The organism is Collimonas humicola (assembly GCF_018304945.1).
GTDB lineage: Bacteria > Pseudomonadota > Gammaproteobacteria > Burkholderiales > Burkholderiaceae_D > Collimonas > Collimonas humicola.
On the sequence record NZ_JAGQEE010000001.1, the window covers coordinates 496,385 to 522,040 of the forward strand.

A 25,656-nucleotide genomic window follows, 5' to 3' on the forward strand; every position below is an offset into this window, starting at 1 on the left:
CACGGGCGGCGTTCTCAGTGACGGCGCCGGGAAATTTTGTTGACAACCACTACGGGTGTGAAAAATGATTCTTAGAGATGATCAATGGGAAAAACTGGAGCCGCTGCTGCTTGGCAGAGAGGGTGATTCAGGCATGCGGGGGCGCGACAACAGGCTGTTCATCGAAGCGGTATTCTGGTATGCCGATGCACGTCAATGGCGTAATCTGCCGCCTGAATTCGGTAAGTGGAATACGGCGTACATGCGCTTTCGGCGCTGGAATCTGAGCGGCATCTGGCATCGCTTGAAAGTAGAAGTGAAGGACGATCCTGAATTGACGGCGCAGTTCGAAAAAATTGTCGCCCGAGCCGATGATATCCGGCAGCGGGCAGAGAAAAAAGCGAACAAAAAGAGCGTGCGTAAAGCTCATGGCTGGCCCGCGCCGAAAAGCGGCAGCGAAGGAAAGCCGTATGACGGCAAAATTGAAGCGGGCTCAGACTGGCTGCGGTTGATAATGGGATCCATGCAGCAAGGAATCAACAGCAAATGAGGAGAGGCACATGCATGGCGGAGTCGAGCTCCGGGTGTTGCCATGCAAGGCAAGCTGGCGCGGCAACTCGCCGATGAAATGCTGGCAAATCATGATTCGCGCAATGGCCGTTCGTGCTTTTGTTCTTCATAGATTTTCGCAACTGGTAACGAAACGAGAACAAGGCCTCGAAGTCTTGTCTGGCCAGGGCTGGGATTTTGTGAAGATATTGCTTTCAGGGAAATGAGCGGCAATAATAGGTACTTCTCTTTTGCCGCGGAAAAGCCTATGAGCCTGGATCGCAAGCCGACTGAGGATGCATCGATACTGCTGTTTGACGACAGGAAGGCCTGGGCGGCATGGTTGAAGAAGAACCACGGCAAGTCACCCGGCGTATGGCTGAGGTTCGCCAAGAAGAATGCCGAATGCCGCTCCATATCCCATCCGGAAGCGCTGGAACTGGCCCTATGCTACGGCTGGATCGACGGCCAGAAGAAAAGCGACGACATACAATACTGGCTGCAGCGATTTACGCCGCGTTCGGCGCGCAGCATCTGGTCCAAGATCAATAGGGACAAGGCGTTGGCGCTGATCGCCTCGGGCCAGATGCAGCCGGCGGGACTGCAGGAAGTGGACAGGGCCAAAAGCGATGGCCGCTGGGAGGCCGCCTACGATTCCGCACGCACCTCGGCGATCCCCGATGATCTACAGGAGGCGCTCGACGCCAATCCCGCGGCGCGGGATTTTTTTGCCACGCTCGATGCCCAGAACCGCTATGCCGTCCTGTTCCGGGTCCAGACCGCGAAGAAGGCCGAAACCCGCGCCAAACGGATCGCGGCCTTCACCCAGATGCTGAGCGAGCGCAAGAAGCTGCATCCCTGACAGCGCTCCCGCATTTCAGGTCACGATCACGGAACCGGTCATGCTTTCGTGGCCGGAGCCGCAGAACACATCGCAATGAAAGGCAAATTCACCGCTCTTGTCCGGCGTGAAGCGCAGGCGCGAGGCGGTGCCGGGGAGAATATCAGTGCGAATGGCGAAATCAGGGAGGTTGAAGCCCATGACGGCGTCCAGCGCGGTGAACTCCAGCGTTACCGGCACATTCTTTTTCAGGCGGATCACGCTCGGCGTGTAGTCGAATTTCTTGGCGACGATCTTGATGACCCGTTCCGGCGTTTGCGCCAGCGCCAGCCGGGTGACTGCGGCCAGGCTGCCGGCAGCCACGCTTGCCAGCAGCAGGCGGCGTTTGTAGAGGAGGTCCATGATTAGCCTTTCAATACTGGCAGTTCAGTCAGCTTGTAGTCCGTCGGCCGTGCGCTTTCTGCCGCCACTTGGCGGTATCCGAGGCCGCGATAGGGGTAAGCGTCGTCCCAGGGCAGCGGCGTGCGCTTGGGTTGGGAACCCGGCGCCGGCAGCGGGAAAATCAGCGATTTCGCCGCATGATGGGCGATTTGGCCGGTCATGTGGTGATGCTCCTGATGGATATGGCCATAGAACACGGTCACGTTGGCATGTGCCTGCAGCAGCTCGACGGCCTTGGCGCCGTCGCGCGTGGCCCAGTCCCATTGCGGATAGAGATCGAACAAAGGGCGGTGCGTGAAGACCACGATGCGGGCTTGCGGCGGCAGCTGCTGCAGTTCCCCGGCCAGCCACGCCAGCTGCGTCTCGCCGATGGCGCCGGTGGGGTCGGAGACATTGTCGATGACGATGAAGTTGACGCCTTTATGGGCAAAGCTGTAGTGGGTCTTGCCGAAAAATTCTTGATAGGCTTCACCGTGATCCAGCGAGGCATCGTGCTCGCCAGGCATGAAGTGAACATTCTTTACCTTGAGTCCCGCGGCAATCTCTTTGAATTCGCGCAGGCGCTTGCGGCGTTCCTGCGGATCGTCGGTGGTATGCGTGAGGTCGCCGGTGAAGACGATGAAGTCCGGGATCTGCTCCAGGCTGTTGACTGCCGTCACTGCCTTTTGCAATGTGCCGCGGGCATCCGGATTGGGCGCTCCCTCAAAGCCCCAGTGGGTATCGGACAGCTGGATGAAAAAGAAGTCTTCGTTCGCGCCCCCTGGCAGGGCGGCGGCGCTGGACCAGCCGCTCAGGCCGGAGACATAGATGGCGCCGCCTAATCCCGCCAGCCGGAGAAAGCTGCGGCGGTTGATGGGGTGGGCACCGGGATGGGCTTGTTTCATGATCCCTCCGTGATTGTCGCGATCACTTGATCGACAAAATCCTATACCGGTGTACCCTGTTATTTATTCCCGTTTTTTTGTTTTAATCGTCTTTTCGGGAATATATTCTGCATATCGGCGGTCTAGTGTTGCATGAACCATGGAAACGCGTGAATGAGCGATTCGATAAAAAAGAAACGATTCCAAGCTGTCGTGCTGCCGCACCTGAACTCGGCGTTCAACCTGGCGTGCTGGCTGACGCGCAACCACCAAGATGCGGAGGATGTAGTGCAAGAGGCTTATTTGCGGGCCTACAGGTTTTTCGACGGCTTTCACGGCGATGACGGCCGCGCCTGGCTGCTGACGATCGTGCGCAATACCTTTTACAACTGGCATCAGGAGCGCCAGAAACTACGCCAGGAGACCTCGTTCGACGAGGAACTGCATCACGCCGAGGCCGGCGATTGCATCGGCCAGATGGCGGCCGACAACAATCCGGAGGCGCTGCTGATGAGCAAGGACAGCGAACGGCAGCTGCAACAGGCGCTGCAAGCCTTGCCGCTGGAATTCCGAGAGGTGATGGTGATGCGCGAACTGGAAGAGCTGTCTTACAAGCAAATCGCCGGCATTGTCGGCATACCGATCGGCACCGTCATGTCGCGTCTCGGACGCGGCCGTAAGTTGCTGGCGGGGATTCTGGCGCCGGATGCGGCACCGCAGGAGCGATGATGGACCATCAGGAAGTGCTGGAGCTGTTGCCCGCCTATGCCGACCAGGAACTCGGCATCGTCGAGACGCTTGAGATCCAGCGTCATCTGGAAGGCTGCGCCGATTGCCAGCGCGAGTACGCAGCGCAGCGCATCGTCAGTGCGCGCTTCAAGAAGGGCGCCGCTTATTTCGAAGCGCCGGCGTATCTGACGCAACGCATCATCGATGCTTTGCCGCAGGACGCCGCCAGCGCCAGTTTCTGGCATTTCAACTGGGGCATCAGCTGGCGCCATGCCGGCGCGGCGCTGGCGACGATGCTGGCGCTGGCCTGGAGCGTCGGCCTCTATCTCAACCTGCCGTCGGACCAGGACAAGCTCACCGATGAAGTGGTCGCCAGCCATGTGCGCTCGCTGCAGGTCGATCATCTGTCGGACGTGGTTTCAACCGACCAGCACACGGTCAAGCCCTGGTTTAACGGCAAGCTGAATTTTTCGCCGCCGGTGGTCGACCTGGCGTCGCAGGGCTTTCCACTGATCGGCGGACGCCTTGACTATCTCGGCGGCCGGCCTGTCGCGGCGCTGATCTACCGGCATGCACAGCATCCGATCAATCTGTACATCTGGCCCACGACGGACAGGGACGTTGCGCCGCAGTTGCAAAACCGGCAAGGCTACCACATGGTGCGCTGGACCTGGGACGGCATGAATTACTGGACGGTGTCGGACCTGGCGGGCAAAGACCTGGAGCAGTTCGCAGGCATGGTGCGCTCCATGGTGAGGCAATAAAAGGGCGAGGGGAAGTTTATTTCCTTTTGGAACAAATGTTCATCTTGCAACAATGTACAATACCGGCGCTGTCTTCTCGGCAAGATGTTCTCTTTTCTCTCACCCTTCAGGAAATATTGATGAAAAAATTGTTGTTGATCGGCCTGTTAAGCTACGGCACAGCGGCTTTTGCCGGCTCCACCTTGCTGGAAGTGCCCGTCACCTATCACCCCGAGGCCGGCGTGGTGGAAAAAGTCAAGCAAGAGTGCCAGATTGAAAACATGTTGCAGCACCGGGTCGGTCCGGTGCTGGCCAAGCTGAACAAGGGCGGCGATGGCACCATTGCCGCTGGCGCCGATAGCGCTGGCGCTACCCTGCTGCGCTTGCAGATCACCCATGTGCTGGGTGTCGGCGGCGGCGCTTTCAGCGGGCCGAAAGCCATCACCGTTAACGCCGACCTGCTGGATCCTAGCGGCAAGGTGCTGCGCCATACCAAGATCAACCGCTGGTCGATGGGCGGCATGTTCGGCGCCTTCAAAGGCACTTGCACCATTCTTGACCGCAGCGCAGTCGCCATCGGCAAGGACTTGAGCCGCTGGGTGCACGACCCCTCCTATGAGATAGTGGACGAAGCGGCGCCGAAAGAGGCGGAAGCCGCGCCAGTAGCCGCGCCCGAAGTGACGCCGGAAAAAATGCAGTAACCGGTTACCGGTGCTGCTGCAGCGCAGCAAGTGGTAAAGAATTAGCCCTGATCACGTCGGGGCTTTTTCTTTTGCCGCACATTATTTTTTGGAGGGCGGGGCGTTCATTAGCATTTTTTGATGGGGATCTACAATTCCATAACATTTGACTGTTTGACAGATGCCGTTTCGTCGACGACAGTGAATGAGTCTGGAGCGGTAGCAGCGCGCGGAACCTTGTCTGCCAGTCCTGAAGACGTCGCCGCGCGAATAGGAATTGCTGCCACTATTGACAGTTCATCAGGGAACTTCAAAAGCGTAATATCAATCTGATCCAAGCAGGCCGCCGGTACCGGCGGTACTGACTTTGGCGTTCCTGCCGCAGTGTGGCGCGGCAAGACAAGTGTCGTTACCTTTTCTTGCAATAAGTGGAAAAAGGATACTTTCGGCGATGCTAGGATGGCACTTCCTTTCAAATAAAATCCAAGGAGATTGCAATGGTTAGACTGAATGAGGCGACCGTTATTTTTAAAGGATTGGCTTACGAATTCGACAGTACCGCCGAAGCGGCGGAATTCAAGAAAGTCCTGGAGTCCGGCGGCGACCCGAAGCGCTATGCGGATATCTTCAAGTGCATCGACATCTATGCGACGCCCGCCAAGCGCGAGGTGGAAGAAGCTTGAGGCGCTGAGGCCGAGGATGGTGTTGTGGAGTAGCAGGCATCAAACGCGTTTGAAATTTTTCTTGATCAAGGCTTTATGTTATTTGCAGTACAGCGTGAATACGGTAATTTCAGGTACTCGCTGAAAATCAATGCTCTTGCCAACGGCTGCTTCGAAGCAGTGATTCTGATGGTAGCGATATCAGGTCCGGACAGGGAAATCGAAGTGGTCTTCAAGCCCCCCATCGCGGCGGCCAGCGAGACCGAAGCACAATATCTCGGCAGTGAATGGGCAAAGATCTGGATTGACTCGCAATCCTAGCCCCTCCGGCGGCATGCGCCGGCCGGGGGCACATACATCCCAGCAAGTTGGTCTACATCGCGCAGGTATGCATCATGCGCTGACGCGGTTTCATGCTACGATTTCCACCGCCGCAACGCGGCCTGCCGGACGCGTCCGGCGGTCCTATCGCACCCTCATCAGGAGAAACCATGCAGCTCATCGGTATGCTTGATTCACCGTACGTCCGCCGTGTCTCGATTTCCCTGCAATTGCTTGGCATCCCCTTCGAGCATCAATCGATTTCGGTATTCAGCACTTTTGAACAGTTCCGCCAGATCAATCCGGTAGTCAAGGCGCCTTCACTGGTGTGCGACGATGGCGGAGTGCTGATGGATTCCACGCTGATCCTGGAATACGCCGAAGCACTGGCGGCGCCGGGAAAAAGCCTGATGCCGGCAGAGATCGGCGAACGCCTGCATGCCTTGCGGCTTATCGGCCTTGGCCTGGCGGCATGCGAGAAGAGCGTGCAGATCGTCTACGAGCGCAACTTGCGGCCGCCGGAAAAGCAACATGAGCCGTGGGTGGCGCGGGTCCAGGGCCAGCTGTTCGCGGCTTACCAGGCGCTGGAGCTTGAATTGCGCAACAAGCCGCTGGAAGTGACGAGCCGGACCATGAACCAGGCTGGGCTGACGACCGCGGTTGCCTGGAATTTCACGCAGATGATGCTGCCGGAAATCGTCATCGCCTCGGATTATCCGGCGCTGCAAGCGTTTTCGGAAAAAGCGGAGCATCTGGCTGAGTTCATCGCCGCGCCGCCGCTATAGCTGCCGATTGCCATCCGTGCAGGCAGCCGTTTTCAGATGAGGAAACGGCTGTGCCTTATTGAGGATGCTTGGCGCCGCGCATGCCGCCGGTGTCGTCGCACCAGCTAGGGCGCGCATCGGGATCGTCGCATTTCAGATGCGGGTAGGCGCAGCCGGCCAGCAATGAAATGAGTGCAAGTACGGCTAGTGCAGTTTTCATGAAAACCACCCGTCGGTCTGGTTTTAATTCATCAAGCGGCACTGCCGCAACTCACACTTGTACAGCTGTTGCTGGCCATCCTGGCAACTGACCTGGTAGGTTTCGACCGCGCTGGTCTTGGCGATCAGCGTGGCATTGGCGGCCGGCGCGCACGCGTTGCGGCGCGCCATGCGTTCCACCACGTCGGACAATTCGCCGCGTTTCGGCGCCGCGCTTGCTTGCGGCATGTCGACGATCTGTTCCGACGGGCTCAGCGATTCCGACAGCGATACCGGTGCGGGCGCCGGCGCGGCGCTGCGCGGCGGTGGCGTATAGCTGCGCACGTTGGGCTGCATCATGCTGCAGCCGGCAAGGAGGATGGTGGCGAGAAAGAGAAATGGACCTGTCAATGGACTTTTCATGCGTCTCCCGATAAAAAATGCTGCGAATTGAATTTAAGCTATCGAGGTTAAATGTATCATCTTTTGGTCCCGGCTCTAAGTGTAGCCTGCGTTGACGGAAATGGAAACCTGGCGCCGATCGGGCAGCAGTGAGAGCAGGCGCCGGGCCGATCGATTGCCATCAGGCTCGCACACTGTGCGATTGCACCGGATTCCTGATGAAGCGCCACACCAGCACTGCGGCGGCGCCATAGGCCAGGCTGATGGCGCCGAAGGCGAACGGCAGGCGGCTGTCCCAGCCGGCGGCGGCATGCAGGATGCTGCCGACGATGGCGACGCCGACCAGGGCGCCGATCTGGCGGTTGGCGTTCAGGGCCGCCGCTGCGCTGTTGGCATGGCTGCGTCCTGCTACCTGCATCACGGTGGTGGTCATCGCCGGAATCGCAATGCCGACGCCCCAGTTGGCGACGGCCGCTGCCAGCGCCAACAGCAGATACGGGGTATCCGGCTTCATGCCCGCCAGCAGCGCGGTCAGCGCGGTCGCCAGCAACAGGCCGCCCAACATAGGCAGACGCGCGCCCCAATGCGCGGTAATACGTCCAGACAGCAGGTTACCGATGGAAAATACCGCCATTACCGGCAGCAGCTGCAAACCGGTATGCAAGGCGTCGCTGCCGCGCGCCTGCTGTAAAAACAGGCTCAGCAGGAACAACTGGCCAAAGGCGCTGAAATTGACCAGGAAGCCGATCGCGTTGGCGGCGGCGAAGCGCGGCGTGTCAAACAGGGCGCGCGGCAGCAGCGGTTCAGCGCCTCGCCGTTCGCGCCGCACCAGCAGCGTCAGCGCAGTGGCAAACAGCGCCGCACTGGCCAGGATCGGCGCCGAGGTCCAGCCATACACAGGTCCTTCGATCAAGGTAAAGCACAGGCTGGCCAGGCCGCCGATGCCAAGCGCGTGGCTGAATACAGGCAGTGCGCGCCAGTGCCTGGGCGCCGCAGGGATCGCACCCTGCGCCAGCAGCAGGCCGAGCAGGCCGACCGGCAAGTTGATCAGGAACACGCTGCGCCAGCCGTAGCGGTCGACCAGCACGCCGCCCACCAAGGGCCCCATGGCCGCCGCGACCGCAACAATCGCCGACCAGGTGCCGAGCATGCGGGCGCGCACGCGCTCATCCTGGTAAGCGTGGGTCAGCAAGCTCAATGAGCTCGGCATGAACAAGGCCGAGCCCACGCCTTGCAGCATGCGGGCGGCAATCAGGGTATTGCCGTCCGGGGCTGCGCCGCACAGGGCCGAGCCCAGCATGAAAACCGCCAGTCCGCTCAGGTAGACGGTCTTGGCGCCATAGCGGTCCGCCAGCGCGCCGCCGACCAGCAGCAGGGCGGCAAAGGTCAAGGTGTAGCCGTCGACCACCCAGACCAGGCCGCTGAGCGGCACCCGCAGGCTGTGCGAAATGTCGGCCAGCGCGACATTGACGGCGGTGACGTCCAGCATCGCCATGACGAAGCCGATGGCCAGCGTGACCAGCGGCAGCAAGCCGCCGGGCGCCGTGCCGGTGAGGTTGACGGGAGTGGGGCATTGAGCGGCCATGGTATGTTTCCCTGTGTTGTGTTTATCAATAGCCCAGTATGGTAGTACCCTCCGTTGATGTAATAAATCCGTATAATTTCATTTGTCTGATGCAAAAATGCATCACTAAAAACAACAGCGAGGATTGATGGATTGGGACAACGCCAGGATTTTCCTTGGCATCTACCGTGTCGGCACGCTGCGCGGCGCTGCCGCCTTGCTGCATCTGGACCAGGCTACGGTCGGCCGCCGCCTGGCGGCGATGGAGCAGTCGCTCGGCGCGCGCCTGTTCCTGCGCACGCCCACCGGCTATGTGCCGACGCCGGCCGGCGAGCTGGCCTTTGCCGCGGCCGAGCGGATGGAGCAGGCGGCCGACCAGCTGCAACGGCAGATGCAAGGCATCGACGATCGCCTGTCCGGCGTAGTGCGGCTGGCCGCCACCGACACCATGGGCAAGCACTTCCTGATGATCGCCATGCAGCGCCTGCACGTCTTGCATCCGGATATCCGGGTAGTGCTAAGCACCTCTACCCAGCTCTCGAACCTGACCCGACGCGAAGCCGACCTGGCGGTACGCACCTTGCGCCCGAGCAGTCCGGATCTGATATCGCGCCACCTGACACGGCGCGAAGTCGGCTTGTATGCCTCCAAAAGCTACCTGAAACTGCGCGGCCAGCCGCAGCCGGATACCGCCTTGCAGGGACACGACCTGGTGATCTACCAGCGCAGCATCTCGCCTTCCCAGAGCGAAGCCTTGTGCGGCGAACCCTGCGGCAATGCGCGCGTGGCGATGGAAGTCAATTCCGGCCTGATGATGATAGAAGCGGTGCGTGCCGGGCTCGGCATCGGCGAGCTGCCGACCCACATGGCGGACGATGATCCTCTGCTGGCGCGGATCTGGCCGCAGCGCGCCGAAGCCTACGATATCTGGCTAGTGCTGCATGGCGACCTGAACCGCACGGCGCGGGTGCGCGCCGTGGCCGATGCCATCGTCGAAGTGTATGGCGACATGTAAGCAGGCCGCATAGCTCGCCTTCAGAATTTCAAGGCCTTGAGATAGCCGGTCAACTCCAGATAGCCGCGCCCGGCGCGCTTGCCGTCCCGGTTTACCGTGACCGCGCCTTCCCAATAGACTGATCCCGTCGACAGCCGCGAATCGAGCTCCTGATCGTCCTGCAATGGCTGCAGCGACCATGCGATTGCGCCGGTGTGCAAGACGGCTTGCACCGGATAGCTGGCGTCGGTGCGCGGCGAACGCCAGCTGCGCTGCGGCACGAAGCTGACCTGCTCCGGTCCGTACTGGGTGACCTGGCCGTGTGCATCGCGCAAGGCCGCATGCGCCCACACCTTGTCGCCGCTGCGGTTGCGGATCTGGAATCCCATCAGCGCGGAACCATCGTCCAGGTTGGCGCCCAGCCAGTCCCAGCCGACGGCGCCGGCCGCCAGCACGCTGGTTGACCATTCGTGATCCAGCCAGGCGCTGCCGCTGACAGCCTGGGCCTGGCCGGCGCGGCTCACTTTACCGCTCACCTGTAGCTGCGGTTCGCTGTAGTAGTAGCTGGCTTGCGCCGCCTGCGGTCCTTTGCGCGAATAGCCGCCGTCGCCTTGCAGCAAGGGCGGCTGGGTCGGCGCCAGGCTGAGCTCCAGCGTGAAGTCGCGGGCGGCGACACTGACCAGGTAGCGGCCGTCGGCCTGGCGCAGCAGCCGCCAGTCATCCAGGGCGACGTCGGTGTTGCCCTCTTTGGCATATGCCAGGCTGAATCCGGCACGGGCGCTTTTCTGATCGTGCAGCAGTTTGCCGAGGCTTGGATCGGACAGCGCTGCGTGGGCGATGATCAATTGGCTGGGGGCAAAGGCGCTGGGATTGGCGCGGTCATGTTCTGTGGCGGAGCGGAAGAACGTGATCTGGAAGCCGAGCGGCTTGCCGTCGGGCAGCGCCAGCCAGCCGGTGGCATACCACCACTCGGTGCGGAAATCGGGATGGGCGCCGGTATCCCGCGGCAGCGCCAGCGCTTTTTCCGGGACGACCTGGACAAACTCCGGCGCGGCGGCAACTGACGGCGGCGCCCACGACAGCATGACCCATAGAAGGCTGCCGGACAGCCATGTGAATATTCTCTGCAACATCACCAGTCCTCCCGCACCGCTTGCAATACATCGATAGACACCGCGCGCAGGCCCGCCAGCAAAGCCGTGGCGCCGGCGGAAACCAGCAACAGCAACGCCACGATGGCGAGGCCGAACCAGGGCATATGCAAATCCATGGTCCAGTGAAACGATTGCGGATTGACGATGAACACCAGGATCAGGCTGATCACCCAGCCCAGCAGGAAGCCCACCGCCATTCCCAGGGCCGTCAGCAGGCCGCCTTCCAGCGCCAGCATGGACAGGATCTGGCGCCGGGTGACGCCGACATGGCGCAGCATGCCGAATTCCCTGGCGCGCGCCAGGGTCTGGGCCGAGAAAGTAGCGGCGACGCCGAACAGGCCGATCACGATGGCGACGATTTCCAGCAGATAGGTGATGGCGAAGCTGCGGTCGAAAATTTTCAGGGTGAGGGCACGGAGTTCTCCCGGCTGGGAAAATTCCAGCGCCGCGCCGAACGGCAGTTTGCGCAGCGCCGCGATCACGGTCTCGGGATCGACGCCACGTTGCAGGCTGAGGGCGGCGTCGGTGACCTCGCTATCGCCGCTGAGGCGCTGGTAATCCGCCAGGCGCAACTGGATCGCGCCCGATTGCCGCGCATAGTCGCGCCAGATGCCGGCCACCACCGCCGGATAACTGCGGCCGGCCAGCGGCAGCATGAGGCGCTGGCCCAGGCGGTAGCGATAGATATCGACCATGGCTTCCGACACCCATATCGGCAGCTCGTTGGCGGCAATGGCCGCGGCCACGGCCGGCGCTGGCAGCAGCGGGCCGATCAGCGGCAGGGTGCGGCCGGGGTCGGCAGCGTCGATGCCGCGGGCGATCAGTATCACCGGCGGCCGCGCCGGATCCAGCGTCAGCGGCGAGCTGCGCAGGAAATCGGCGCGTGCGACTCCGGGCGCCGCCGTCAGCCGGCGCTGCTCGTCAGGGCGCATGGCGCCGGTTTCGCCGCTGCTGGCGGAGCGTACATAGAGGTCGGCCGACAATAACTGCTGCATCCAGTCATCGACCGAAACGCGGAAGCTCGACACCATGATGGCCATCGCCACGATCAGGCTAAAGCTGGACAGCACGCCGCCGAGCGCTATCGAAGCCTGCCCCGGGACGTTGGCCAGGCGCGCCAGCACCAGCGTCTGGACGATGCCGATGCGGCGCCCCAGGCTGAACCTCTGCAGCGCGGAAAATGCCAGTGCAGCGAGCCGCGGCATCAGCGTGATGCCGCCGATCAGCAGCAGGGCCACAGCAAGATAGCCGAACACCGGCAAGCCGAACAGCGGCGGCAAGCGGGTCAGCAGGGCGCCCAGCAGCAGGCAGGCCAGCGCCGGCCAGGGCGTCGCCAGCCGCGCCAGTGCGCTTTCCTCGCTGCCGGATTTGAGCGCTGCCGCGGGCTTTGCCCTGGCTGCTTCCAGCGCCGGCGCCAGGCTGCCGAGCAGGGCGATGCCGCTGCCCAGGGCAAAGAAAACCAGTGCCGCCGGCAGGTCGAAGCGGACGCTGGCCTGCACACCGCGGAAATAGCCGCCGCCGAGGTCGCCGCCGAGGAAATGCAGGGCCGCCGCGGCCATAGCGTATCCCAGCGCCAGTCCCAGCAACGCCCCCAGGCAGCCGAGCAGAGTGCCTTCCAGCAGAACCTGGCGCAGCAGCTGAGCCCGGCGCAAGCCCATTACGCGCAGCAGGGCAAATTGCGGACGGCGCCGGATGACCGACAGCGCCTGTGTCGAGAACACCAGGAAGGCGCCGGTAAACAGCGCCACCAGCGCCAGCACATTCAGGTTGATGCGATAGGCGCGCGACATATTATTGTTGCGGCTGTCCTGATCCTGGCTTGCCGTCACCTGCACGCTGGCCGGCAGTTGGCTGCTGAGTTGCTCTCTGAATGCGGCAAGGTTGACGCCGGGCTGCAGCTTGAGATCGATGTGCGACAGTTTGCCGATGCGGCCGAAGCGCCATTGCGCGGCGCCGATATCCATCACGGCCACGCGCTGTCCGGCGCGCGCACTTGCCAGGCCGCCGGCCACCCGCAGATGGACCAGGCCGGTGCCGTTGCGCAGCGCCAGCTGCTCTCCCGGCCGCACCTGCAACCATTCCTGGGCTGCCGCCGACAGGAAAATGGCATCGTCGGAAAGCGTATCGAAAGGCCGTTCCGGCGCCGGCACGCCGACCAGGTCGGGCGCAACGTGCGCAGCGCGAAAGACGTCGATGCCAAGCACTTTCAGGGCGCTTTGCTGGCCCGGCAAGGTGACGTTGAGTTCCAGCACAGGGCTGGCGACAGCCACTCCTGGCCGCAGCGCCAGCTGCGGATAGAGCGCCTCGTCGAACCAGGCCTGGACGCCGCGCACCTGCAGGTCGGACTGGCCGGACAGGCTGCGGGTGGCGGCGGAAAATTCGTTGAAGGCAGCATCGTTGATCAGGTCGACCGCGTAGCCGAGGGCGACGCCGAGCGCGATGGCGGCGATCGCTACCAGCGCCCGCACCGGATGCGCGCGCCATTCGCCCAGCAGCAGCCAGCGCGACAGGGTGCGCAGCGGTTTGCCGCCTTGGAGCGGGATTGCGGCAGAGGCGTCCGCGCTCATTGCAGCAGCGGCAGCGTGGCGTTTTCCGGCAGCGGGCGCAAGCCGTCGGCGCTCATGATCAGGATGCGGTCGGCGCTGGCAGCCGCGGCGGCGGAATGGGTGACCATGATGGCGGAAGCGCCGTTGACTTTGATTTCCTGACGCAGCAGGGCCAGCACTTCATGGGCAGTGTCCGGATCGAGGTTGCCGGTCGGTTCGTCGGCCAGGATCAGCTTGGGGCGGTGCGCCAGGGCGCGTGCAATGGCGACGCGCTGCAGTTCGCCGCCCGACAGCTGGCGCGGAAAGTCGTTGCCGCGGCCATCCAGGCCGACTGCCGCCAGCAGCTCCAGCGCGCGTTCCTGCGGCGCTTGATTCAGCAGCAAGGGCAGGGCGACGTTCTGCTGCAAGGTCAGGTGCGGCAGTATGTGGAAGGCCTGGAAGATGAAGCCGAGCTTTTGCCGGCGCAGGCGGGTAGCGTCGTCGTCGCCCAGGTTCGAGATGTTGACGCCGTCGATCAGTATCGCGCCGCCGTTGGCGTTGTCGAGGCCGGCGATCAGGTTCAGCAAGGTCGATTTGCCGACCCCCGAGTCGCCCATGATGGCGACGTATTCGCCGGTGGCCAGGGTAAAGTCGAGATGCGCCAGCACCACACGGCCATGGCCGTAGGTCTTGCGCAGGCCGCGGCATTCCAGTGCCGGGATGCCGGTGTCGGCAGATGTCTTTGGTTCGCTGTTGCTTTGCATGGACGATTGATAATTTGGTTTGTGGTCGACAGTGTATAGAGGATTTTCCCTCAGCGTTTGGGCGCTTGCCCAGAAAGAGAACTCAGAAAGAGAAAATGACGGCATCGGCTCTTGTTGCTGCAAAAATCGCATAGCGGCGGGAAGTTTGGCACAATACGCGCGTTTGCTACGCAATGCCTTGAGCAGGATCTGTTACGCCATGAACCCGGAACATCTACAACTGCTGGTGACCCGCCAGATGCCGTTTGGGAAATACAAAGGGCGGCTGATCGCCGATTTGCCGGGCGATTACCTGGCCTGGTTTGCCCGTGAAGGCTTTCCCGCCGGCGAGCTGGGCGGTTTGCTGGCGCTGATGTATGAACTGGATCACAATGCCTTGTCGCACTTGCTGCAGCCCTTGCGCCAGCGATAAGGCAAAGAAAAAGGGCTGACTGTCGCTCTTCAACGATAAAATAAGACGCATGGCTAATCCACTCAAACCGTCCGACCTCAAGCAATCCGCAATCAACATCAAGACTCGCTTCGTCGCGATTTCCTGGCGCGACCTGGCGATCAGCTTCGGTCCGATTGCCTTGCTGGCCATCTTCGCGATCTGGCTGGCGATCAAGTTCATCCACCCGGCGCCGCCGAGCACGATCACCATCAGCACGGGTTCCGAAAACAGCAGTTTCTGGAAGATCGCGGAGAAATACCGGACCATCCTGGCGCGCAACGGCATCAAGCTGAAGATTGTCAGCTCGGAGGGTTCGCTGGACAACCTGAAGAAACTGAGCGATCCGCATTCCGGCATCGACGTCGGTTTTGTCCAGGGCGGGGTGGCGGGCGACATGCCGATAGCCGGCCTGGTGTCGCTGGGCAGCATTTCCTATGTGCCGGTGTCGGTGTTCTACCGCGGCCATGAGCGGCTGGACCGCTTGTCCGAGCTGCGCGGCAAGCGGGTGGCGATCGGCGTGCCTGGCAGCGGTTCGCGGGTGCTGGCGCTGACGCTGTTGAAAGCCAACGAGATCGAACTCGGCGGCACTACCGAGCTGCTCGACATGGGCGGCGACGAAGCGGCGCAAGCCCTGACCGACGGCAAGATCGACGCCGCTTTCCTGATGGGCGATTCGGCCTCGCCGCCGACCATGGTCAAGCTGTTGCACACCCCGGGCATCAGTCTGCTCGATTTTTCCCAGGCCGGCGCCTATGCGCGCCGTTTCAGCTACCTGAACGAGCTGAAGATTCCCAAAGGCTTGTTCGACCTGGGCAAGAATGTCCCCAGCCGCGACATTCGCCTGATTGCACCGACCGCCGAACTGATCGCCCGCGACGACCTGCATCCGGCGCTCTCCGACATGCTGATCGACGCCGCCAAGGAAGTGCACAGCGGCGCCAACGTATTGCAGCGCGCCGGCGAATTCCCGGCGCCGCTGGCGCACGAATATCCGCTTAGCGAAGACGCCACGCGCTACTACAAGTCGGGCAAGAGTTTCTTCTACCGCTCCGGACTGCCGTTCTGGCTGGCCAGCCTGGTAGACCGGACCCTGGTGGTGCTGCTGCCCATCATCCTGTTATTGATACCAGGTTTCAAGCTGGTGCCGCTGCTCTACGGCTGGCGCATCAAGTCGCGCATCTACCGCTGGTATGGCGCCCTGATTGCGCTGGAACGCGCCGTCGCCACCCATACCGAGGAAGAGCAGGCGGACCTGCTGCAGCGCCTGGATCGCATAGAGGAGGGGGTCAACCGCATGAAAATGCCGCTGGCGTTTGCCGACCAGTTCTATGTGCTGCGCGAACATATCGGCTTTGTGCGCGCCCGCCTGCAGAACAGAATCTGAGAAAAGCCGGGCCGGGTTGGGCGGGGTGAAACGAAGCCGCAATTTAATCATTGCAAACGGGGGAAATTTCTAGCACATTTCGATTGTCATGTGATGACAAGGACATGAAAACATCTTTGTAAATTGCTGTGCAGCATCGGGTATCATTTCGTAGACATTTGCTAATCGAACAGAGGTGAGCCATGAGATTCCCCGTTTCCGTCATCTGCGCATTGCTTTTTGCGCAATCCGTGCCGGCATTTGCGGCACTTGGCGCCGCCGCCGGGCCGGCCCCGGTCAACGGCGCGGCGCAGTCCGACAGTGCGCGCGCCAAGGCCAGCGCCGCCCGCGTCAGCAGCTACAACGGCTATACCGTCAGCGAGACGGTGCAGCCGTCCGGCACCACGGTGCGGGAATACATCTCGCCGGCCAACATCGTGTTTGCGGTCAGCTGGCAGGGACCGGACATGCCGAACCTGCAGGAATTGCTGGGCACCTATGCCGACCAGTATGTCAGCGCCGCGAGCGCGCCCCATGCCGTGCGCCGCGCGGTCGCCATCCAGTCGGATCAGCTGGTATTGCATTCAGGCGGTCATATGCGCTCCTTTGCCGGCAGCGCTTATGTGCCATCCTTGCTGCCGCAAGGCGTGACCCCTAATGACATTCGCTGACCGGAGATGACCATGCGTTCTATGACTTATCTGCTTTGCCTGCTCAGCAGCGCGCTCTTGCTGGCCTGTGGCGGTGGCGGCGGTTCCGACAACAGCACGCCCGCGCCGACGCCGCAGCCGCAGCCGGTCCAGAATGTCCAGGCCATCGTGATCGACAGCGGTCCGACGGTCTCCGGACAGTCGGTCAATGCCGTCAATTCACCGTTTGTCTCGATCACTCTCTGCGCGCCCGGCAGCACCGCGCAATGCCAGACCATCGACCATATCCTGGTCGATACCGGATCCAGCGGCTTGCGCATCATCTCGTCGGTCTTGTCCCCCAGCATTACATTGCCTTCGCTGGCGGCACCCAGCGGCAATCCGCTGGCCGAATGCGCGCGCTTTGCCGACGGTTATAGCTGGGGTTCGGTGCGGCAGGCCGACCTGCGCATGGCCGGCGAAGTCGCCAGCAACATTTCAGTGCACGTCATCGGCGACAGCGCCTTCACCTCGGTGCCCAACGGCTGTTCCGGCAGCCTGGTGGCGGAAAATACCGTGGCTGCCTTCCATGCCAACGGCGTGATCGGCCTCAGTACATTCATCGAGGATTGCGGCAGTGCCTGCGCCGGCCAAGCGCTTGAAGGCTGGTACTACTCCTGCCCGGGGGGCGTGAATTGCACGGCGACCACGCTGCCGCAGGCCAAGCAAGTGGGGAACCCGGTGGCTTCTTTCGCTCAGGACAATAACGGTACGATCATCCAGTTGCCGAGCATCGGCGCCAGCGGCGCGTCAGGCGTCACCGGCTCGCTGGTGTTCGGCATCGGTACGCAATCAAACAACGGGCTTGGCAGTGCCCGCGTCTATACGCTCAACGGCTCCGGCAACCTGAGCGTGCTGTATCAGGGGCAGGTGATGCAGGGTTTCTTTGACAGCGGCTCGAACGGCTTGTTCTTTGCGGATTCCACCATCCCGTCCTGCACCAACAACACCGGCTTTTACTGCCCCTTGTCGACGCTGAGCCGAAGCGCGACGAATACCGGCATCAACGGCCTGAGCAACATCGTCAACTTCAGCGTGGCAAACGCCAATTCGCTGTTCCAGTCGAATCCGAACAACACGGCCTTCAACAATCTGGCCGGCGGACCGGCTTTCGCTTCCTACTTCGATTGGGGATTGCCGTTCTACTTTGGCAAATCTGTGTATACCGCGCTGGAAGGCGTTACCGCAGCCGGCACTGTCGGCCCCTTTGTTGCCTATTGAAATAGCGAAAGATGATGTTCATGCAAAGGGGCGCGCAGTGCGCCCCTTTTTTTCGCGCCATGAATCCGGCTTTCAGCGACTAGGCAAATAGCGCGTTGGATCCACTGCTTTTCCCTGGCGGCGGATTTCGAAGTACAGCTTGACCGTATTGCTGTCGGATTTCCCCATTTCAGCGATTGCCTGACCCTTGCTGACCATCTGCCCCTCCTTGACCATGATGGTTTTGTTATGGGCGTAAACCGACAGCATGGTGCTGCTGTGCTTGATGATCACAAGGTTGCCGTAGCCGCGTATGCCGCTGCCGGCATAGGTCACCTTGCCTGCGGCGGCTGCCATTACCGGTTGTCCCAGCTGGCCGGCGATATCTATGCCTTTCCGTCCCTGGCCGGTGCCGCGGCTCGATTGGCCGGCAGCCGGCCAGGTCCAGTCAAGCGCATCTTTTTGTTCGCCGGCGGCCGCCGCGGCATCATCGCTGTCATCGTTGCGCGGGCGGGCAGTGCGGCTTGCCACAGGATTGCCGCTGGCGCGAGCGCCATCCGGCGCTATGCGCAGGGCCTGGTCGACCTTGATGTCATTTGGATCGGAAAGCTTGTTCCAGGCGATGATTTCGCTGTTGCTGCGCTTGAATTTGCGGGCAATGCTGGAAAGCGTGTCGCCCTTTTGTATCGTGTAATAGCCGGGGCCGCTGGGCTGGGCCGGACCGGATGGCGTGCTGCAGGCACCTAGCGCGAGCAGGAATGCCAGCGGCAGCGCAGGGGAAATAATCCGCGAAAGCGCGCCCCGAAGGCTGGAACGTGTGCCGCGATGTTGCGAGCTGGATGCCTCTGTATTCTGGACCAACAATGTTATTCCTCTGATAGATCTGACCTGGATTGATAGACGCCGGCGCCGTCAGCCTGACGCGATCCTCTGACCTCGTTTGACGAAACTAGTTGCGTGACCGGCAAGCTGTTGCCGTTTTTTCAGCGGCGGAGGATAGCGCAATTCTGCGTGCCGGCCAGGTTACGTCGGGCGTCAGCTGAAAGGCCGGGTCCAGGCGCTTGGAAAATCCCTTATTTAAATGCTGTAAAGATAATTAATTGTACCCGAGTCAAGCTCGGCGTTACGTTACATGTAACGTATCAAGCCTTGCCCCATCGACTATTTCAGATTTTCCGATCTGAGGAAGAGAAAATCTATGTGCTTGATTTTAAAGTATTTATGTTGATTTCTTGATGGGAATATTGATCGTATTTGCCCCTCCGTCCCGCTGGCATGCTCTTTGCGAAATGAACAAGCAGGGACATGTGGTTCGAACTTTCACAAAGGGGAAATACATCATGAATACATCGCGGAAAACGAATCTGGTTGCAGCTTCATTGTTGTTGACCAGTTTGTTGGTCGGTTGCTCAAGTGGCGGCGACCTCGGGAAAACATTCGGTTCAGAGGCAGGAGCGACTCGGGGAACCGGCGCTATCGGCGCTGGCGCTGGCGCGGGAGGCGGCGCAGGTGGAGGAAGCGGTACCGACGGCGGCGGCAGTGGTACAGGCGGCGATGGCGGCGGGGGTGGCGGTACAGGCGGCGGGGGTGGCGGTACAGGCGGCGGAGGTGGTGGCACAGGAGGCGGAGGTGGTGGCACAGGAGGCGGAGGTGGCGGTACAGGAGGTGGAGGTGGCGGTACAGGAGGTGGAGGTGGCGGCACAGGAGGTGGCGGCGCAGGAGGTGGAGGTGGCGGCACAGGCGGCGGCGCGTCGAGCAATTTTCTCACCAACGTCGGCACTGCGGTATCCCACGCTAGCGTAGCTCTGGACGGGGCCGCCAATACCGCCATCAACAACCTGCCGTTGCTCTCGTCTCAATCCAAGAGCGGCCTGGCAACCGTCGTCGATAGCGGCAGCGGCATTGTCGGCACGCTGGGTGCCGGCGTCACCAATGGCCTGGGCCAGATCGGCAGCAATCCTAATGCGCTTGGCACCACTGTCGGCAGCGCTGGCGGCGTCGTGACCCAGGCGGGTAATGCGGTGCAAGGCGTCGGGCAAGTGGTCGCCGGACTGGGCACCGGGCCGTTGGCGCCATTGGCTGCCGTGACCGCGCCAGTGGGCAACCTGGTGACTCAGGTAGGCGCGACTGTATCAGGACTGGGGGCGCCGGTGACGACGCTGCTGACTACCGGGCCGGTGCAGCAGGTCACGCAAACCGTCAGCCAGGCAATCGTTCCATTGACCAGTACCGTGACAACCTTGACCCAGACAGTCGGTAACGCTACCGGCCTGAACCAGCCTGTGAACGGCCTGCTGGCGGCGCTGGGCGGAACCGTCAACGGCATCGGCCAGACTCTGACCGGCGCAAAAGTTCCCGGCGCCAGCAGCTTGGGAGGCGTTGTCAGCGATCTCGGCGGCACCGTGGCGGGTCTCAGTACGAATGCTCTGGTCGGCACCGGCCAGCCTCTGCTGGGCAACAAGACCGGCGGCGTGTTGCAGCCCCTGGATAACGTAGCTGCAGGAGTGATAGGCGGCCTGGGAGGGGCAGGCGGTGCGGCTGGCGGCAACCCGTTGGCGCCGATCACTGGCGTGCTGGGTGGCTTGGCTGGTGCAGCTGGCGGTACGGGCGGCCCGGCAGGCGGCATCCTTGCGCCCGTTACCGGCTTGCTTGGTGGTCTGGGCGGCGCAACTGGTGGCGCCGGCGGCGGGGCAGGCAGCATCCTGGCTCCGGTCACCGGTCTGGTGGGTGGCTTGACTGGCGCAGCTGGCGGCGCTGGCAGCGGCGCCGGCAGCGTCCTGGCGCCGGTGACCGGCCTGGTGGGTAGCCTGACCGGTAAATCCGGTGGTGCTAGCGGCGGCGCAGGCAACATCCTTGCTCCAGTTACTGGCCTGGTGGGTGGCTTGACTGGCGCAGCTGGCGGCGCCGGCGGCGGTGCAGGTAATGTCCTGGCTCCGGTGACCGGCCTGGTGGGTAGTGTGACCGGTGCGGCCGGTGGTGGCGCTGGCGGCGTCCTGGCGCCGGTGACCGGCCTGGTAGGCGGCTTGACCGGCGCAGCCGGTGGTGCGAGCGGCGGTGCAGGCGGCGCGGCAGGAGGCATCCTGGCTCCTGTGGTCAACCTTGTGACGGGCTTGACCGGCGGCAAAGGTACAACCGGCGGCACGGATAACCAGGCGCCTGCGACCGGTTTGCTGAGCGGCTTGTTAGGAGCCGGCAAGAAATAATCGTGCTGCGCTAATCCAGGGAGGCGCTGGCCATCGGCCAGCCTTCCTTGCCTCGGCGCCTGGTCGGAGACAGCGATGAAATGCGGTGATGCTTCCGCATTGAAAGTAGAGCAAAGTCTGTTGCGACCCTTGGCTCCTGCTTGAACCATTGATCCAATGGCCGGTTTCCCCGGCAATGCGCAAACAACCGGCGCCATAGTTTGAATCTGATGCGCCGGCTTCAGCGGACAGAGCCGTTCAGGCGAACGTTGAAGTTCAGTAATTAATGTCAGTAATTAATACTACCGAGGTGGGATCATGAGAGCCGAACATATAGTCGATTTGATCGCATGTGCCAGCCCACAGGCGCAGGTGCCGGGAAATGATTTGCTGATCGGCATGCTGGCGCGCGAGATTGCGGCGCTATCTTACAAGCTCACGGAGCAGGAGCTGTACCGGTTGATAGCAGTAGGTTCCCTGGTCTATGAAAGAGGGCGCCGCGGCCGCATATGAGGCCCGGGATTCAACGCAAATCATCGCTGGAGCGCACGCAATTGCGCCCAGCCGCCTTTGCCGCATACATTGACTTGTCTGCGGCCTGGATCAGTTCAAAAGGGATGTTGTCGTCCCTGAGCGGCACGAAAGCCGCGACGCCGGCGCTGATGGTGACCATGCCGACCGGGCCGAATGCATGATCTATCTGTAAATCGTAAATCGCCAGGCGGATTTTTTCTGCTACGGCAATTGCTCCCGCCAGATTGGTATCCGGCAGCAAGACTGCCAGTTCTTCGCCGCCGTAACGCGCGGCCAGGTCTCCCGGCCGGTTCTTGCTGGCTTTCACGACTTCACTGATCTGCCGCAGGCATTCATCGCCGGCCAGATGCCCGTAGATATCGTTGTATTGCTTGAAGTAGTCGACGTCGATCATCACCAGCGCCAGCGAAGTTGCATTGCGCACGGCGCGGCTGAATTCTTCGCGCAAGGTGCTGTCGAAATGGCGGCGGTTGGCGAGGCCGGTCAGGCTGTCTTGCAGCGCCAGCTGTTCCAGGTGCTGGTTCAGGGTGCGCAACGATTCCTGAACTTGCAGCAAGCCCGCCTCCGCCGCCAGGCGCAGCTGGATCTGATGGATCAGCCGCCAGCCGAGCAGGCCCAGGGCTAACGTCAGCAGCATGGCGCCCAGCACATGCAGGTAGGTGTCGGCGCGCCAGTCAGCCAATACTTCGTCCTTGGAGCGGGCGACAGTGACAAACAGCGGATAGCGATCCAGATGGCGGAAGGCGATCAGCCGTTCCACGCCATCCTGGCCCGCGCGCATGACGGCGGTGCCGCCCGCATTCTTGGAAGCGTAGTCGCGGTAGATCGGATAGTTGGCCAGGTTCTTGCCGATCGCGTTGTCCTGCATGGGACTCCTGACCAGCATCGTGCCGTCATTCAGGCTGAGGAAGATCGAGCCGGCGTGGCCGATATCGAAGCTGTCGTAAAAATTCTTGAAATAACCGATGTTGATGGTGGCCAGGGCGACGCCGGCAAAACTGCCGTCGGCGTGATTGTAGCGGCGCGAGACGGTGACTATCCATGCGCCCGTGGAGCGGCTGCGTATTGGCGGCCCGATATAGGGGCCGCGCTCGAGATCGTCGCGGTGATGGTGAAAATACTGGCGGTCGGAATTGTTGACGACCGGGATCGGACCGCTGCGGGCGTTGACCAGCCAGAGCCCGGTTTCATCGTAGATCGAGAGGTCGTTCAGCTGCGGCAGTTCGGCAATATGCTGGATCAGCAGCTTGTGCAAGCGTTCCAGCGCAGCGCTGTTGCTGCCGTCCAGTTCAAGGCGTTCAACCACGCCTACCAGCACGGTATCGGCCTGTTTGATCGTGTCGTCGGCCTGTTCCGACAGCGCGCGCGTCAGGTTGCGCGTGGCGATTTCAGCTTCTTGCAATTCGACGATGCGTGCGTTCCAGCTGCGCCATGCCTCCACCGTCAGCAGCGACACGCATACCAGCGCCACGAACAGTGTCGCCAGAAAAGTGATAGGCAAGGGCTTGACATTGAAGCGCACTTGGCGGGCCGCTATCGCGATGGTCGTGTTCATCGGTGCTCCAGGCAATAGTGCGTACAGTCTCAGTTTGGCCTTATGCCCTTGCGATATTCCGTGGGAGATGTCCACATGTGCTTGCGGAACAATTTGGCGACGTGCTCGCCGCTGAACAGGCCGCAGCGCCTGGCTATCTTGTCCACCGGCAGGTCGGTCTCGGTCAATTGCTGGCGCACCGCTTCCAGCCGCAGGTTGAGCAGGAAATCATGCGGCGTCTGTCCGGTTTCGCGCTTGAATTGGCGCACAAAATTGCGCTCGCTCATGGATACGAAATTGGCGGCGTCGACCACGCTGATGGATTCCGCCAGATGTTCCACAAACCATAATGAGGCGCGCTGGATCTTGCTGGTCTTGACCGGCAGGCTGGCAGGCGACGCCTGGCTGGCAGGCGGCGTGTCGCGGCGGCGCTGGCAGACGACCAGGCTTTGCGCCACCCGCCGCGCAACCGCCGGCCCCAGATCGTTTTCCAGCAGGCGCAATGCCAGGTCGGTGGCCATGCCGACATCGCAAGACGTGAAGATGCCGTCGTCTTCGCTGATCTGCGCTTCGCGGTCGATCTTGATCAGCGGGAATTCGCGCGCCAGCTTGTCCAGCAGGGCCCAATGGGTGGTGGCGCGGCGGTTGTTGAGGAAGCCGGCGGCGCCGATCACGAAGACGCCGGTGCAGATCGCGGCGATGCGGCGCACGTTGCCGCGCATTTGCTGCAGCCAGGCAATCAGGACGGGATCACGGTAGGCGTCGAAATTTCCGGTGCCGCTGGCAATGAGCAAGGTGTCGAAATGATGTTTGTCGAAGGACGCCAGTGCCGAAGTCATGATCTGCACCGAGGCCGATGACATGATCATGCCGCCCGCAATGGACAGGACGGACACGGCATAGCGCGTGGTGCCGGGAAAGACCGTGGAAATCAGCTTGTCGCCGACCCCGAAAACGTCCGCCGCGCCCACCACGTCAGCCAGCACGACGCCCTCGAAAACGATGATTCCTATATGCCTGGTTGAGCTGCCGCTGTCTATCACTTCAAGTGTCTTTGCGCACTCGATATCCATGAGACTCTCCCTGCTGCTGATCTACCGTTGTGCATTGCCGGAACGCAATTTTTTATTGGTAAATTACTATTCCCCATTCTGCTACAAAATTGGACATTGTCCAGAAAATGATTGTTAAATTTCGTTATTTATGTGGCGTATAAACACATGATTTTCCAAGGCAACAAAAAAATCCGCCGAAATTTTTCTCGTGCACCAATGTTAATTTCTTGTGAGTATTCATTTGACATTTGAAGCCGTTTTTTTCACATTCAGTAAAAATAATATTACGATTTATATCGTTTATTCCGAGCGGCCTATTCTTGCCAGACGGCATTCAACTGGAAGGCGTGTAGTGCTGCTCGTGCTTGCTCCGCTTATCCTCGAGCACGTCTTGCAAGCGAGCGTTTTCCAGCGTCAGTTCAGCCACGATTTGTTTCAGCTTGGCGTTTTCTTCCTGCAGGCATTTCAAGTCTTGCGGATAGTCAGGCAGGCCTCCGTATTGCCGCTTCCAATTAAGGAAGGTGCGTTCCGTGATTCCTGCTTGCTTGATGACGTCGGCCAACGGCATGCCCAGTTCCTCCTGCTTCAGGGCTGCAGCGATCTGGTCGCTGGAGAATGGCGAGCGCTTCATGGCATGGCCTCGCATTCTTTTTAGCGATCTTTTAAGGCGGACAAATCCGGCATTTTGCTATCCAGGCCAAGACGGGCTCGAATCAATGGGTCTTTATATTGATCGCCGATGTTCATCAGGTTCTGGCTGACGGCATTGTTTTCTGCGGAAGGCGTGGCCGGGGCAGCAGGTGCGGCGGCTCTTTCCATGCCAGGGCAGGAACGTCCGGTCGATTCAACCGCCTTGCGGTTGGCTTCGCTTTGGCAGAGCAGGGCAAGCGCTACATCGTTCAGGCCCATGGCGCGGAATTCCCTGGAGTCCAGGCGCCGTACGCATGCCTGGTCGACCATGGTGGTGCCGCCGGTGGCGCCGAAACCTGTGAACGACAAGCCGAACGATGCTGAACCCATGCAGGTGTCGGACAGAGTTGTCGTCAGCGATGGCGCAACGATATTCGGCACGGTCTTGATGGAATACGTGCCGCCGTAGTCGACCGTGGTCTTGGTGTTGTTGGGGCTGCTGCCTGGATCGCCCGCGGCGCTGCTGGCTCCGGTTCCTGCGGAGGTTCCAGTGCCCGAGGCGCCTGAGCCCGATGTCGTTGGCAGGGAAACGGATACGCTCACGGTTGAATTGCCGCCGGTGCCTGAACCGCCGGTCCCGCTGCCGCCATTGGTGGCTGATGCGCCATATGTTCCTGAAATCGTATTGGAAGCGGTGCCGCCTGCTGCGGTGCCGCCTGCTGCCGAACCGCCGGTGCCGCCCGCGCCGCCAGCCGCAGTTGCTGTCGATGTGGATGTGGTGGTAGGTGTCGTCTGCGCTAGCACAGGTACTGTGAAGGCCGAGGCGACCAGGATACCTATAAGTATGCGTTTCATGGCTTCTC

Annotated in this window: 30 protein-coding genes; 16 read left to right on the forward strand and 14 right to left on the reverse strand. The window is 61.5% G+C overall.

The annotated features are described in order from the left end of the window. Window positions 1–64: 64 nt before the first annotated feature. Genes KHU30_RS02340 through KHU30_RS02350 form a run of 3 tightly spaced genes read left to right on the forward strand, consistent with a single transcriptional unit; the run spans window position 65 to window position 1,390 of the window. Window positions 65–529: a transposase gene (locus KHU30_RS02340; protein WP_211441030.1), complete on the forward strand. Its 465-nt coding sequence runs from the start codon at window positions 65–67 to the stop codon at window positions 527–529. A 10-nt stretch (window positions 530–539) separates the two neighbouring features. Further along, window positions 540–755, forward strand: coding sequence for a hypothetical protein (locus KHU30_RS02345; RefSeq protein WP_211441031.1), 216 nt, complete (start codon window positions 540–542; stop codon window positions 753–755). Between the two features lie 41 nt (window positions 756–796). Next, window positions 797–1,390 (forward strand): YdeI/OmpD-associated family protein, encoded by a 594-nt coding sequence (locus tag KHU30_RS02350; protein WP_211441032.1) that lies wholly within the window; start codon window positions 797–799, stop codon window positions 1,388–1,390. 15 nt (window positions 1,391–1,405) lie between these two features. Here the strand turns inward: KHU30_RS02350 and KHU30_RS02355 are convergent, their stop codons facing one another. Both KHU30_RS02355 and KHU30_RS02360 read right to left on the reverse strand, forming a co-directional pair. Beyond that, window positions 1,406–1,771: a cupredoxin domain-containing protein gene (locus KHU30_RS02355; protein WP_211441033.1), complete on the reverse strand. Its 366-nt coding sequence runs from the start codon at window positions 1,769–1,771 to the stop codon at window positions 1,406–1,408. 2 nt (window positions 1,772–1,773) lie between these two features. After that, window positions 1,774–2,694 (reverse strand): metallophosphoesterase family protein, encoded by a 921-nt coding sequence (locus tag KHU30_RS02360; protein ID WP_211441034.1) that lies wholly within the window; start codon window positions 2,692–2,694, stop codon window positions 1,774–1,776. A 153-nt stretch (window positions 2,695–2,847) separates the two neighbouring features. On the opposite strand from KHU30_RS02360, the gene KHU30_RS02365 reads away from it, so the two are divergent. The 3 genes from KHU30_RS02365 to KHU30_RS02375 all read left to right on the forward strand — a co-directional run bounded on the left by KHU30_RS02365 (window position 2,848) and on the right by KHU30_RS02375 (window position 4,846). Further along, window positions 2,848–3,402, forward strand: coding sequence for a sigma-70 family RNA polymerase sigma factor (locus KHU30_RS02365; RefSeq protein WP_211441035.1), 555 nt, complete (start codon window positions 2,848–2,850; stop codon window positions 3,400–3,402). Next, window positions 3,399–4,166, forward strand: coding sequence for an anti-sigma factor family protein (locus KHU30_RS02370; protein ID WP_211441036.1), 768 nt, complete (start codon window positions 3,399–3,401; stop codon window positions 4,164–4,166). Before KHU30_RS02365 ends, KHU30_RS02370 begins: the two co-directional genes overlap by 4 nt. Before the next feature lie 119 nt (window positions 4,167–4,285). Next, window positions 4,286–4,846 carry a hypothetical protein gene (locus KHU30_RS02375; RefSeq protein WP_211441037.1) on the forward strand — a complete coding sequence of 187 codons (561 nt, stop codon included), beginning with the start codon at window positions 4,286–4,288 and terminating at the stop codon, window positions 4,844–4,846. A 128-nt stretch (window positions 4,847–4,974) separates the two neighbouring features. On the opposite strand, the gene KHU30_RS02380 is transcribed toward KHU30_RS02375, so the two are convergent. After that, window positions 4,975–5,301, reverse strand: coding sequence for a hypothetical protein (locus KHU30_RS02380; RefSeq protein WP_211441038.1), 327 nt, complete (start codon window positions 5,299–5,301; stop codon window positions 4,975–4,977). Window positions 5,302–5,322: 21 nt separating this feature from the next. On the opposite strand from KHU30_RS02380, the gene KHU30_RS02385 reads away from it, so the two are divergent. The 3 genes from KHU30_RS02385 (at window position 5,323) to KHU30_RS02395 (ending at window position 6,593) form a co-directional block, all read left to right on the forward strand. Next, window positions 5,323–5,508 carry a hypothetical protein gene (locus KHU30_RS02385; RefSeq protein ID WP_211441039.1) on the forward strand — a complete coding sequence of 62 codons (186 nt, stop codon included), beginning with the start codon at window positions 5,323–5,325 and terminating at the stop codon, window positions 5,506–5,508. 75 nt (window positions 5,509–5,583) lie between these two features. After that, on the forward strand, window positions 5,584–5,808 hold the full coding sequence (locus KHU30_RS02390; protein WP_211441040.1) for a hypothetical protein: 225 nt from the start codon (window positions 5,584–5,586) through the stop codon (window positions 5,806–5,808). A gap of 170 nt (window positions 5,809–5,978) precedes the next feature. After that, entirely contained in the window at window positions 5,979–6,593 is a 615-nt protein-coding gene (locus KHU30_RS02395; RefSeq protein WP_211441041.1) for a glutathione S-transferase, read from the forward strand. Between the two features lie 55 nt (window positions 6,594–6,648). Here KHU30_RS02395 and KHU30_RS02400 read toward each other — a convergent pair whose 3' ends face one another. From KHU30_RS02400 to KHU30_RS02410, 3 genes are all read right to left on the reverse strand, one after another. Continuing rightward, on the reverse strand, window positions 6,649–6,792 hold the full coding sequence (locus tag KHU30_RS02400) for a hypothetical protein (RefSeq protein WP_211441042.1): 144 nt from the start codon (window positions 6,790–6,792) through the stop codon (window positions 6,649–6,651). Window positions 6,793–6,815: 23 nt separating this feature from the next. Continuing rightward, on the reverse strand, window positions 6,816–7,193 hold the full coding sequence (locus KHU30_RS02405) for a hypothetical protein (protein WP_211441043.1): 378 nt from the start codon (window positions 7,191–7,193) through the stop codon (window positions 6,816–6,818). Window positions 7,194–7,353: 160 nt separating this feature from the next. Next, window positions 7,354–8,757, reverse strand: coding sequence for an MFS transporter (locus tag KHU30_RS02410; protein WP_211441044.1), 1,404 nt, complete (start codon window positions 8,755–8,757; stop codon window positions 7,354–7,356). 127 nt (window positions 8,758–8,884) lie between these two features. Here KHU30_RS02410 and KHU30_RS02415 point away from each other — a divergent pair, with 127 nt between their 5' ends. Further along, window positions 8,885–9,751 carry a LysR family transcriptional regulator gene (locus KHU30_RS02415; protein WP_211441045.1) on the forward strand — a complete coding sequence of 289 codons (867 nt, stop codon included), beginning with the start codon at window positions 8,885–8,887 and terminating at the stop codon, window positions 9,749–9,751. Window positions 9,752–9,771: 20 nt separating this feature from the next. On the opposite strand, the gene KHU30_RS02420 is transcribed toward KHU30_RS02415, so the two are convergent. Genes KHU30_RS02420 through KHU30_RS02430 form a run of 3 tightly spaced genes read right to left on the reverse strand, consistent with a single transcriptional unit; the run spans window position 9,772 to window position 14,173 of the window. Then, window positions 9,772–10,815 carry a lipocalin-like domain-containing protein gene (locus tag KHU30_RS02420; RefSeq protein WP_407928031.1) on the reverse strand — a complete coding sequence of 348 codons (1,044 nt, stop codon included), beginning with the start codon at window positions 10,813–10,815 and terminating at the stop codon, window positions 9,772–9,774. Window positions 10,816–10,862: 47 nt separating this feature from the next. Next, window positions 10,863–13,451 (reverse strand): ABC transporter permease, encoded by a 2,589-nt coding sequence (locus KHU30_RS02425; protein ID WP_211441047.1) that lies wholly within the window; start codon window positions 13,449–13,451, stop codon window positions 10,863–10,865. Then, entirely contained in the window at window positions 13,448–14,173 is a 726-nt protein-coding gene (locus tag KHU30_RS02430; protein WP_211441048.1) for an ABC transporter ATP-binding protein, read from the reverse strand. The genes KHU30_RS02425 and KHU30_RS02430 overlap by 4 nt, the downstream gene beginning before the upstream one ends. Before the next feature lie 199 nt (window positions 14,174–14,372). On the opposite strand from KHU30_RS02430, the gene KHU30_RS02435 reads away from it, so the two are divergent. The 4 genes from KHU30_RS02435 (at window position 14,373) to KHU30_RS02450 (ending at window position 17,879) form a co-directional block, all read left to right on the forward strand. Continuing rightward, complete coding sequence (locus KHU30_RS02435) at window positions 14,373–14,585, forward strand: DUF3820 family protein (protein WP_211441049.1); 213 nt, start codon at window positions 14,373–14,375, stop codon at window positions 14,583–14,585. A gap of 49 nt (window positions 14,586–14,634) precedes the next feature. Further along, window positions 14,635–15,990 (forward strand): TAXI family TRAP transporter solute-binding subunit, encoded by a 1,356-nt coding sequence (locus KHU30_RS02440; RefSeq protein ID WP_211441050.1) that lies wholly within the window; start codon window positions 14,635–14,637, stop codon window positions 15,988–15,990. Window positions 15,991–16,172: 182 nt separating this feature from the next. After that, window positions 16,173–16,640: a DUF2844 domain-containing protein gene (locus KHU30_RS02445; RefSeq protein ID WP_211441051.1), complete on the forward strand. Its 468-nt coding sequence runs from the start codon at window positions 16,173–16,175 to the stop codon at window positions 16,638–16,640. A 12-nt stretch (window positions 16,641–16,652) separates the two neighbouring features. Beyond that, window positions 16,653–17,879, forward strand: coding sequence for a DUF3443 domain-containing protein (locus KHU30_RS02450; RefSeq protein WP_211441052.1), 1,227 nt, complete (start codon window positions 16,653–16,655; stop codon window positions 17,877–17,879). Window positions 17,880–17,951: 72 nt separating this feature from the next. On the opposite strand, the gene KHU30_RS02455 is transcribed toward KHU30_RS02450, so the two are convergent. Then, window positions 17,952–18,719 carry a peptidoglycan DD-metalloendopeptidase family protein gene (locus KHU30_RS02455; RefSeq protein ID WP_230427158.1) on the reverse strand — a complete coding sequence of 256 codons (768 nt, stop codon included), beginning with the start codon at window positions 18,717–18,719 and terminating at the stop codon, window positions 17,952–17,954. A gap of 518 nt (window positions 18,720–19,237) precedes the next feature. Here KHU30_RS02455 and KHU30_RS25335 point away from each other — a divergent pair. Together KHU30_RS25335 and KHU30_RS02465 are read left to right on the forward strand one after the other, a co-directional pair. Further along, complete coding sequence (locus KHU30_RS25335) at window positions 19,238–21,061, forward strand: collagen-like triple helix repeat-containing protein (protein ID WP_268907162.1); 1,824 nt, start codon at window positions 19,238–19,240, stop codon at window positions 21,059–21,061. A 297-nt stretch (window positions 21,062–21,358) separates the two neighbouring features. Beyond that, complete coding sequence (locus KHU30_RS02465) at window positions 21,359–21,553, forward strand: hypothetical protein (protein ID WP_211441054.1); 195 nt, start codon at window positions 21,359–21,361, stop codon at window positions 21,551–21,553. Between the two features lie 10 nt (window positions 21,554–21,563). Here the strand turns inward: KHU30_RS02465 and KHU30_RS02470 are convergent, their stop codons facing one another. The 4 genes from KHU30_RS02470 to KHU30_RS02485 all read right to left on the reverse strand — a co-directional run bounded on the left by KHU30_RS02470 (window position 21,564) and on the right by KHU30_RS02485 (window position 25,648). Continuing rightward, on the reverse strand, window positions 21,564–23,129 hold the full coding sequence (locus KHU30_RS02470; RefSeq protein ID WP_211441055.1) for a sensor domain-containing diguanylate cyclase: 1,566 nt from the start codon (window positions 23,127–23,129) through the stop codon (window positions 21,564–21,566). 29 nt (window positions 23,130–23,158) lie between these two features. Beyond that, on the reverse strand, window positions 23,159–24,181 hold the full coding sequence (locus KHU30_RS02475) for a GlxA family transcriptional regulator (RefSeq protein ID WP_211441056.1): 1,023 nt from the start codon (window positions 24,179–24,181) through the stop codon (window positions 23,159–23,161). 316 nt (window positions 24,182–24,497) lie between these two features. Continuing rightward, window positions 24,498–24,794 carry a transposase gene (locus KHU30_RS02480; RefSeq protein ID WP_211441057.1) on the reverse strand — a complete coding sequence of 99 codons (297 nt, stop codon included), beginning with the start codon at window positions 24,792–24,794 and terminating at the stop codon, window positions 24,498–24,500. Window positions 24,795–24,814: 20 nt separating this feature from the next. Next, window positions 24,815–25,648 (reverse strand): hypothetical protein, encoded by an 834-nt coding sequence (locus KHU30_RS02485; RefSeq protein ID WP_211441058.1) that lies wholly within the window; start codon window positions 25,646–25,648, stop codon window positions 24,815–24,817. Between the last annotated feature and the right edge of the window lie 8 nt (window positions 25,649–25,656).

Bases quoted from the DNA above. Each gene is read 5' to 3' on its own strand.
- KHU30_RS02390 (WP_211441040.1), top strand. From the start codon at position 5,584: ATGTTATTTGCAGTACAGCGTGAATACGGTAATTTCAGGTACTCGCTG.
- KHU30_RS02360 (WP_211441034.1), bottom strand. From the start codon at position 2,694: ATGAAACAAGCCCATCCCGGTGCCCACCCCATCAACCGCCGCAGCTTT.
- KHU30_RS02470 (WP_211441055.1), bottom strand. From the start codon at position 23,129: ATGAACACGACCATCGCGATAGCGGCCCGCCAAGTGCGCTTCAATGTC.
- KHU30_RS02485 (WP_211441058.1), bottom strand. From the start codon at position 25,648: ATGAAACGCATACTTATAGGTATCCTGGTCGCCTCGGCCTTCACAGTA.
- KHU30_RS02445 (WP_211441051.1), top strand. From the start codon at position 16,173: ATGAGATTCCCCGTTTCCGTCATCTGCGCATTGCTTTTTGCGCAATCC.
- KHU30_RS02405 (WP_211441043.1), bottom strand. From the start codon at position 7,193: ATGAAAAGTCCATTGACAGGTCCATTTCTCTTTCTCGCCACCATCCTC.
- KHU30_RS02465 (WP_211441054.1), top strand. From the start codon at position 21,359: ATGAGAGCCGAACATATAGTCGATTTGATCGCATGTGCCAGCCCACAG.
- KHU30_RS02450 (WP_211441052.1), top strand. From the start codon at position 16,653: ATGCGTTCTATGACTTATCTGCTTTGCCTGCTCAGCAGCGCGCTCTTG.
- KHU30_RS02370 (WP_211441036.1), top strand. From the start codon at position 3,399: ATGATGGACCATCAGGAAGTGCTGGAGCTGTTGCCCGCCTATGCCGAC.
- KHU30_RS02480 (WP_211441057.1), bottom strand. From the start codon at position 24,794: ATGAAGCGCTCGCCATTCTCCAGCGACCAGATCGCTGCAGCCCTGAAG.
- KHU30_RS02345 (WP_211441031.1), top strand. From the start codon at position 540: ATGCATGGCGGAGTCGAGCTCCGGGTGTTGCCATGCAAGGCAAGCTGG.
- KHU30_RS02420 (WP_407928031.1), bottom strand. From the start codon at position 10,815: ATGCTGTCGTGGGCGCCGCCGTCAGTTGCCGCCGCGCCGGAGTTTGTC.
- KHU30_RS02400 (WP_211441042.1), bottom strand. From the start codon at position 6,792: ATGAAAACTGCACTAGCCGTACTTGCACTCATTTCATTGCTGGCCGGC.
- KHU30_RS02415 (WP_211441045.1), top strand. From the start codon at position 8,885: ATGGATTGGGACAACGCCAGGATTTTCCTTGGCATCTACCGTGTCGGC.
- KHU30_RS02355 (WP_211441033.1), bottom strand. From the start codon at position 1,771: ATGGACCTCCTCTACAAACGCCGCCTGCTGCTGGCAAGCGTGGCTGCC.
- KHU30_RS02410 (WP_211441044.1), bottom strand. From the start codon at position 8,757: ATGGCCGCTCAATGCCCCACTCCCGTCAACCTCACCGGCACGGCGCCC.
- KHU30_RS02350 (WP_211441032.1), top strand. From the start codon at position 797: ATGAGCCTGGATCGCAAGCCGACTGAGGATGCATCGATACTGCTGTTT.
- KHU30_RS02395 (WP_211441041.1), top strand. From the start codon at position 5,979: ATGCAGCTCATCGGTATGCTTGATTCACCGTACGTCCGCCGTGTCTCG.
- KHU30_RS02340 (WP_211441030.1), top strand. From the start codon at position 65: ATGATTCTTAGAGATGATCAATGGGAAAAACTGGAGCCGCTGCTGCTT.
- KHU30_RS02365 (WP_211441035.1), top strand. From the start codon at position 2,848: ATGAGCGATTCGATAAAAAAGAAACGATTCCAAGCTGTCGTGCTGCCG.
- KHU30_RS02475 (WP_211441056.1), bottom strand. From the start codon at position 24,181: ATGGATATCGAGTGCGCAAAGACACTTGAAGTGATAGACAGCGGCAGC.
- KHU30_RS02440 (WP_211441050.1), top strand. From the start codon at position 14,635: ATGGCTAATCCACTCAAACCGTCCGACCTCAAGCAATCCGCAATCAAC.
- KHU30_RS02375 (WP_211441037.1), top strand. From the start codon at position 4,286: ATGAAAAAATTGTTGTTGATCGGCCTGTTAAGCTACGGCACAGCGGCT.
- KHU30_RS02435 (WP_211441049.1), top strand. From the start codon at position 14,373: ATGAACCCGGAACATCTACAACTGCTGGTGACCCGCCAGATGCCGTTT.
- KHU30_RS02430 (WP_211441048.1), bottom strand. From the start codon at position 14,173: ATGCAAAGCAACAGCGAACCAAAGACATCTGCCGACACCGGCATCCCG.
- KHU30_RS02385 (WP_211441039.1), top strand. From the start codon at position 5,323: ATGGTTAGACTGAATGAGGCGACCGTTATTTTTAAAGGATTGGCTTAC.
- KHU30_RS02425 (WP_211441047.1), bottom strand. From the start codon at position 13,451: ATGAGCGCGGACGCCTCTGCCGCAATCCCGCTCCAAGGCGGCAAACCG.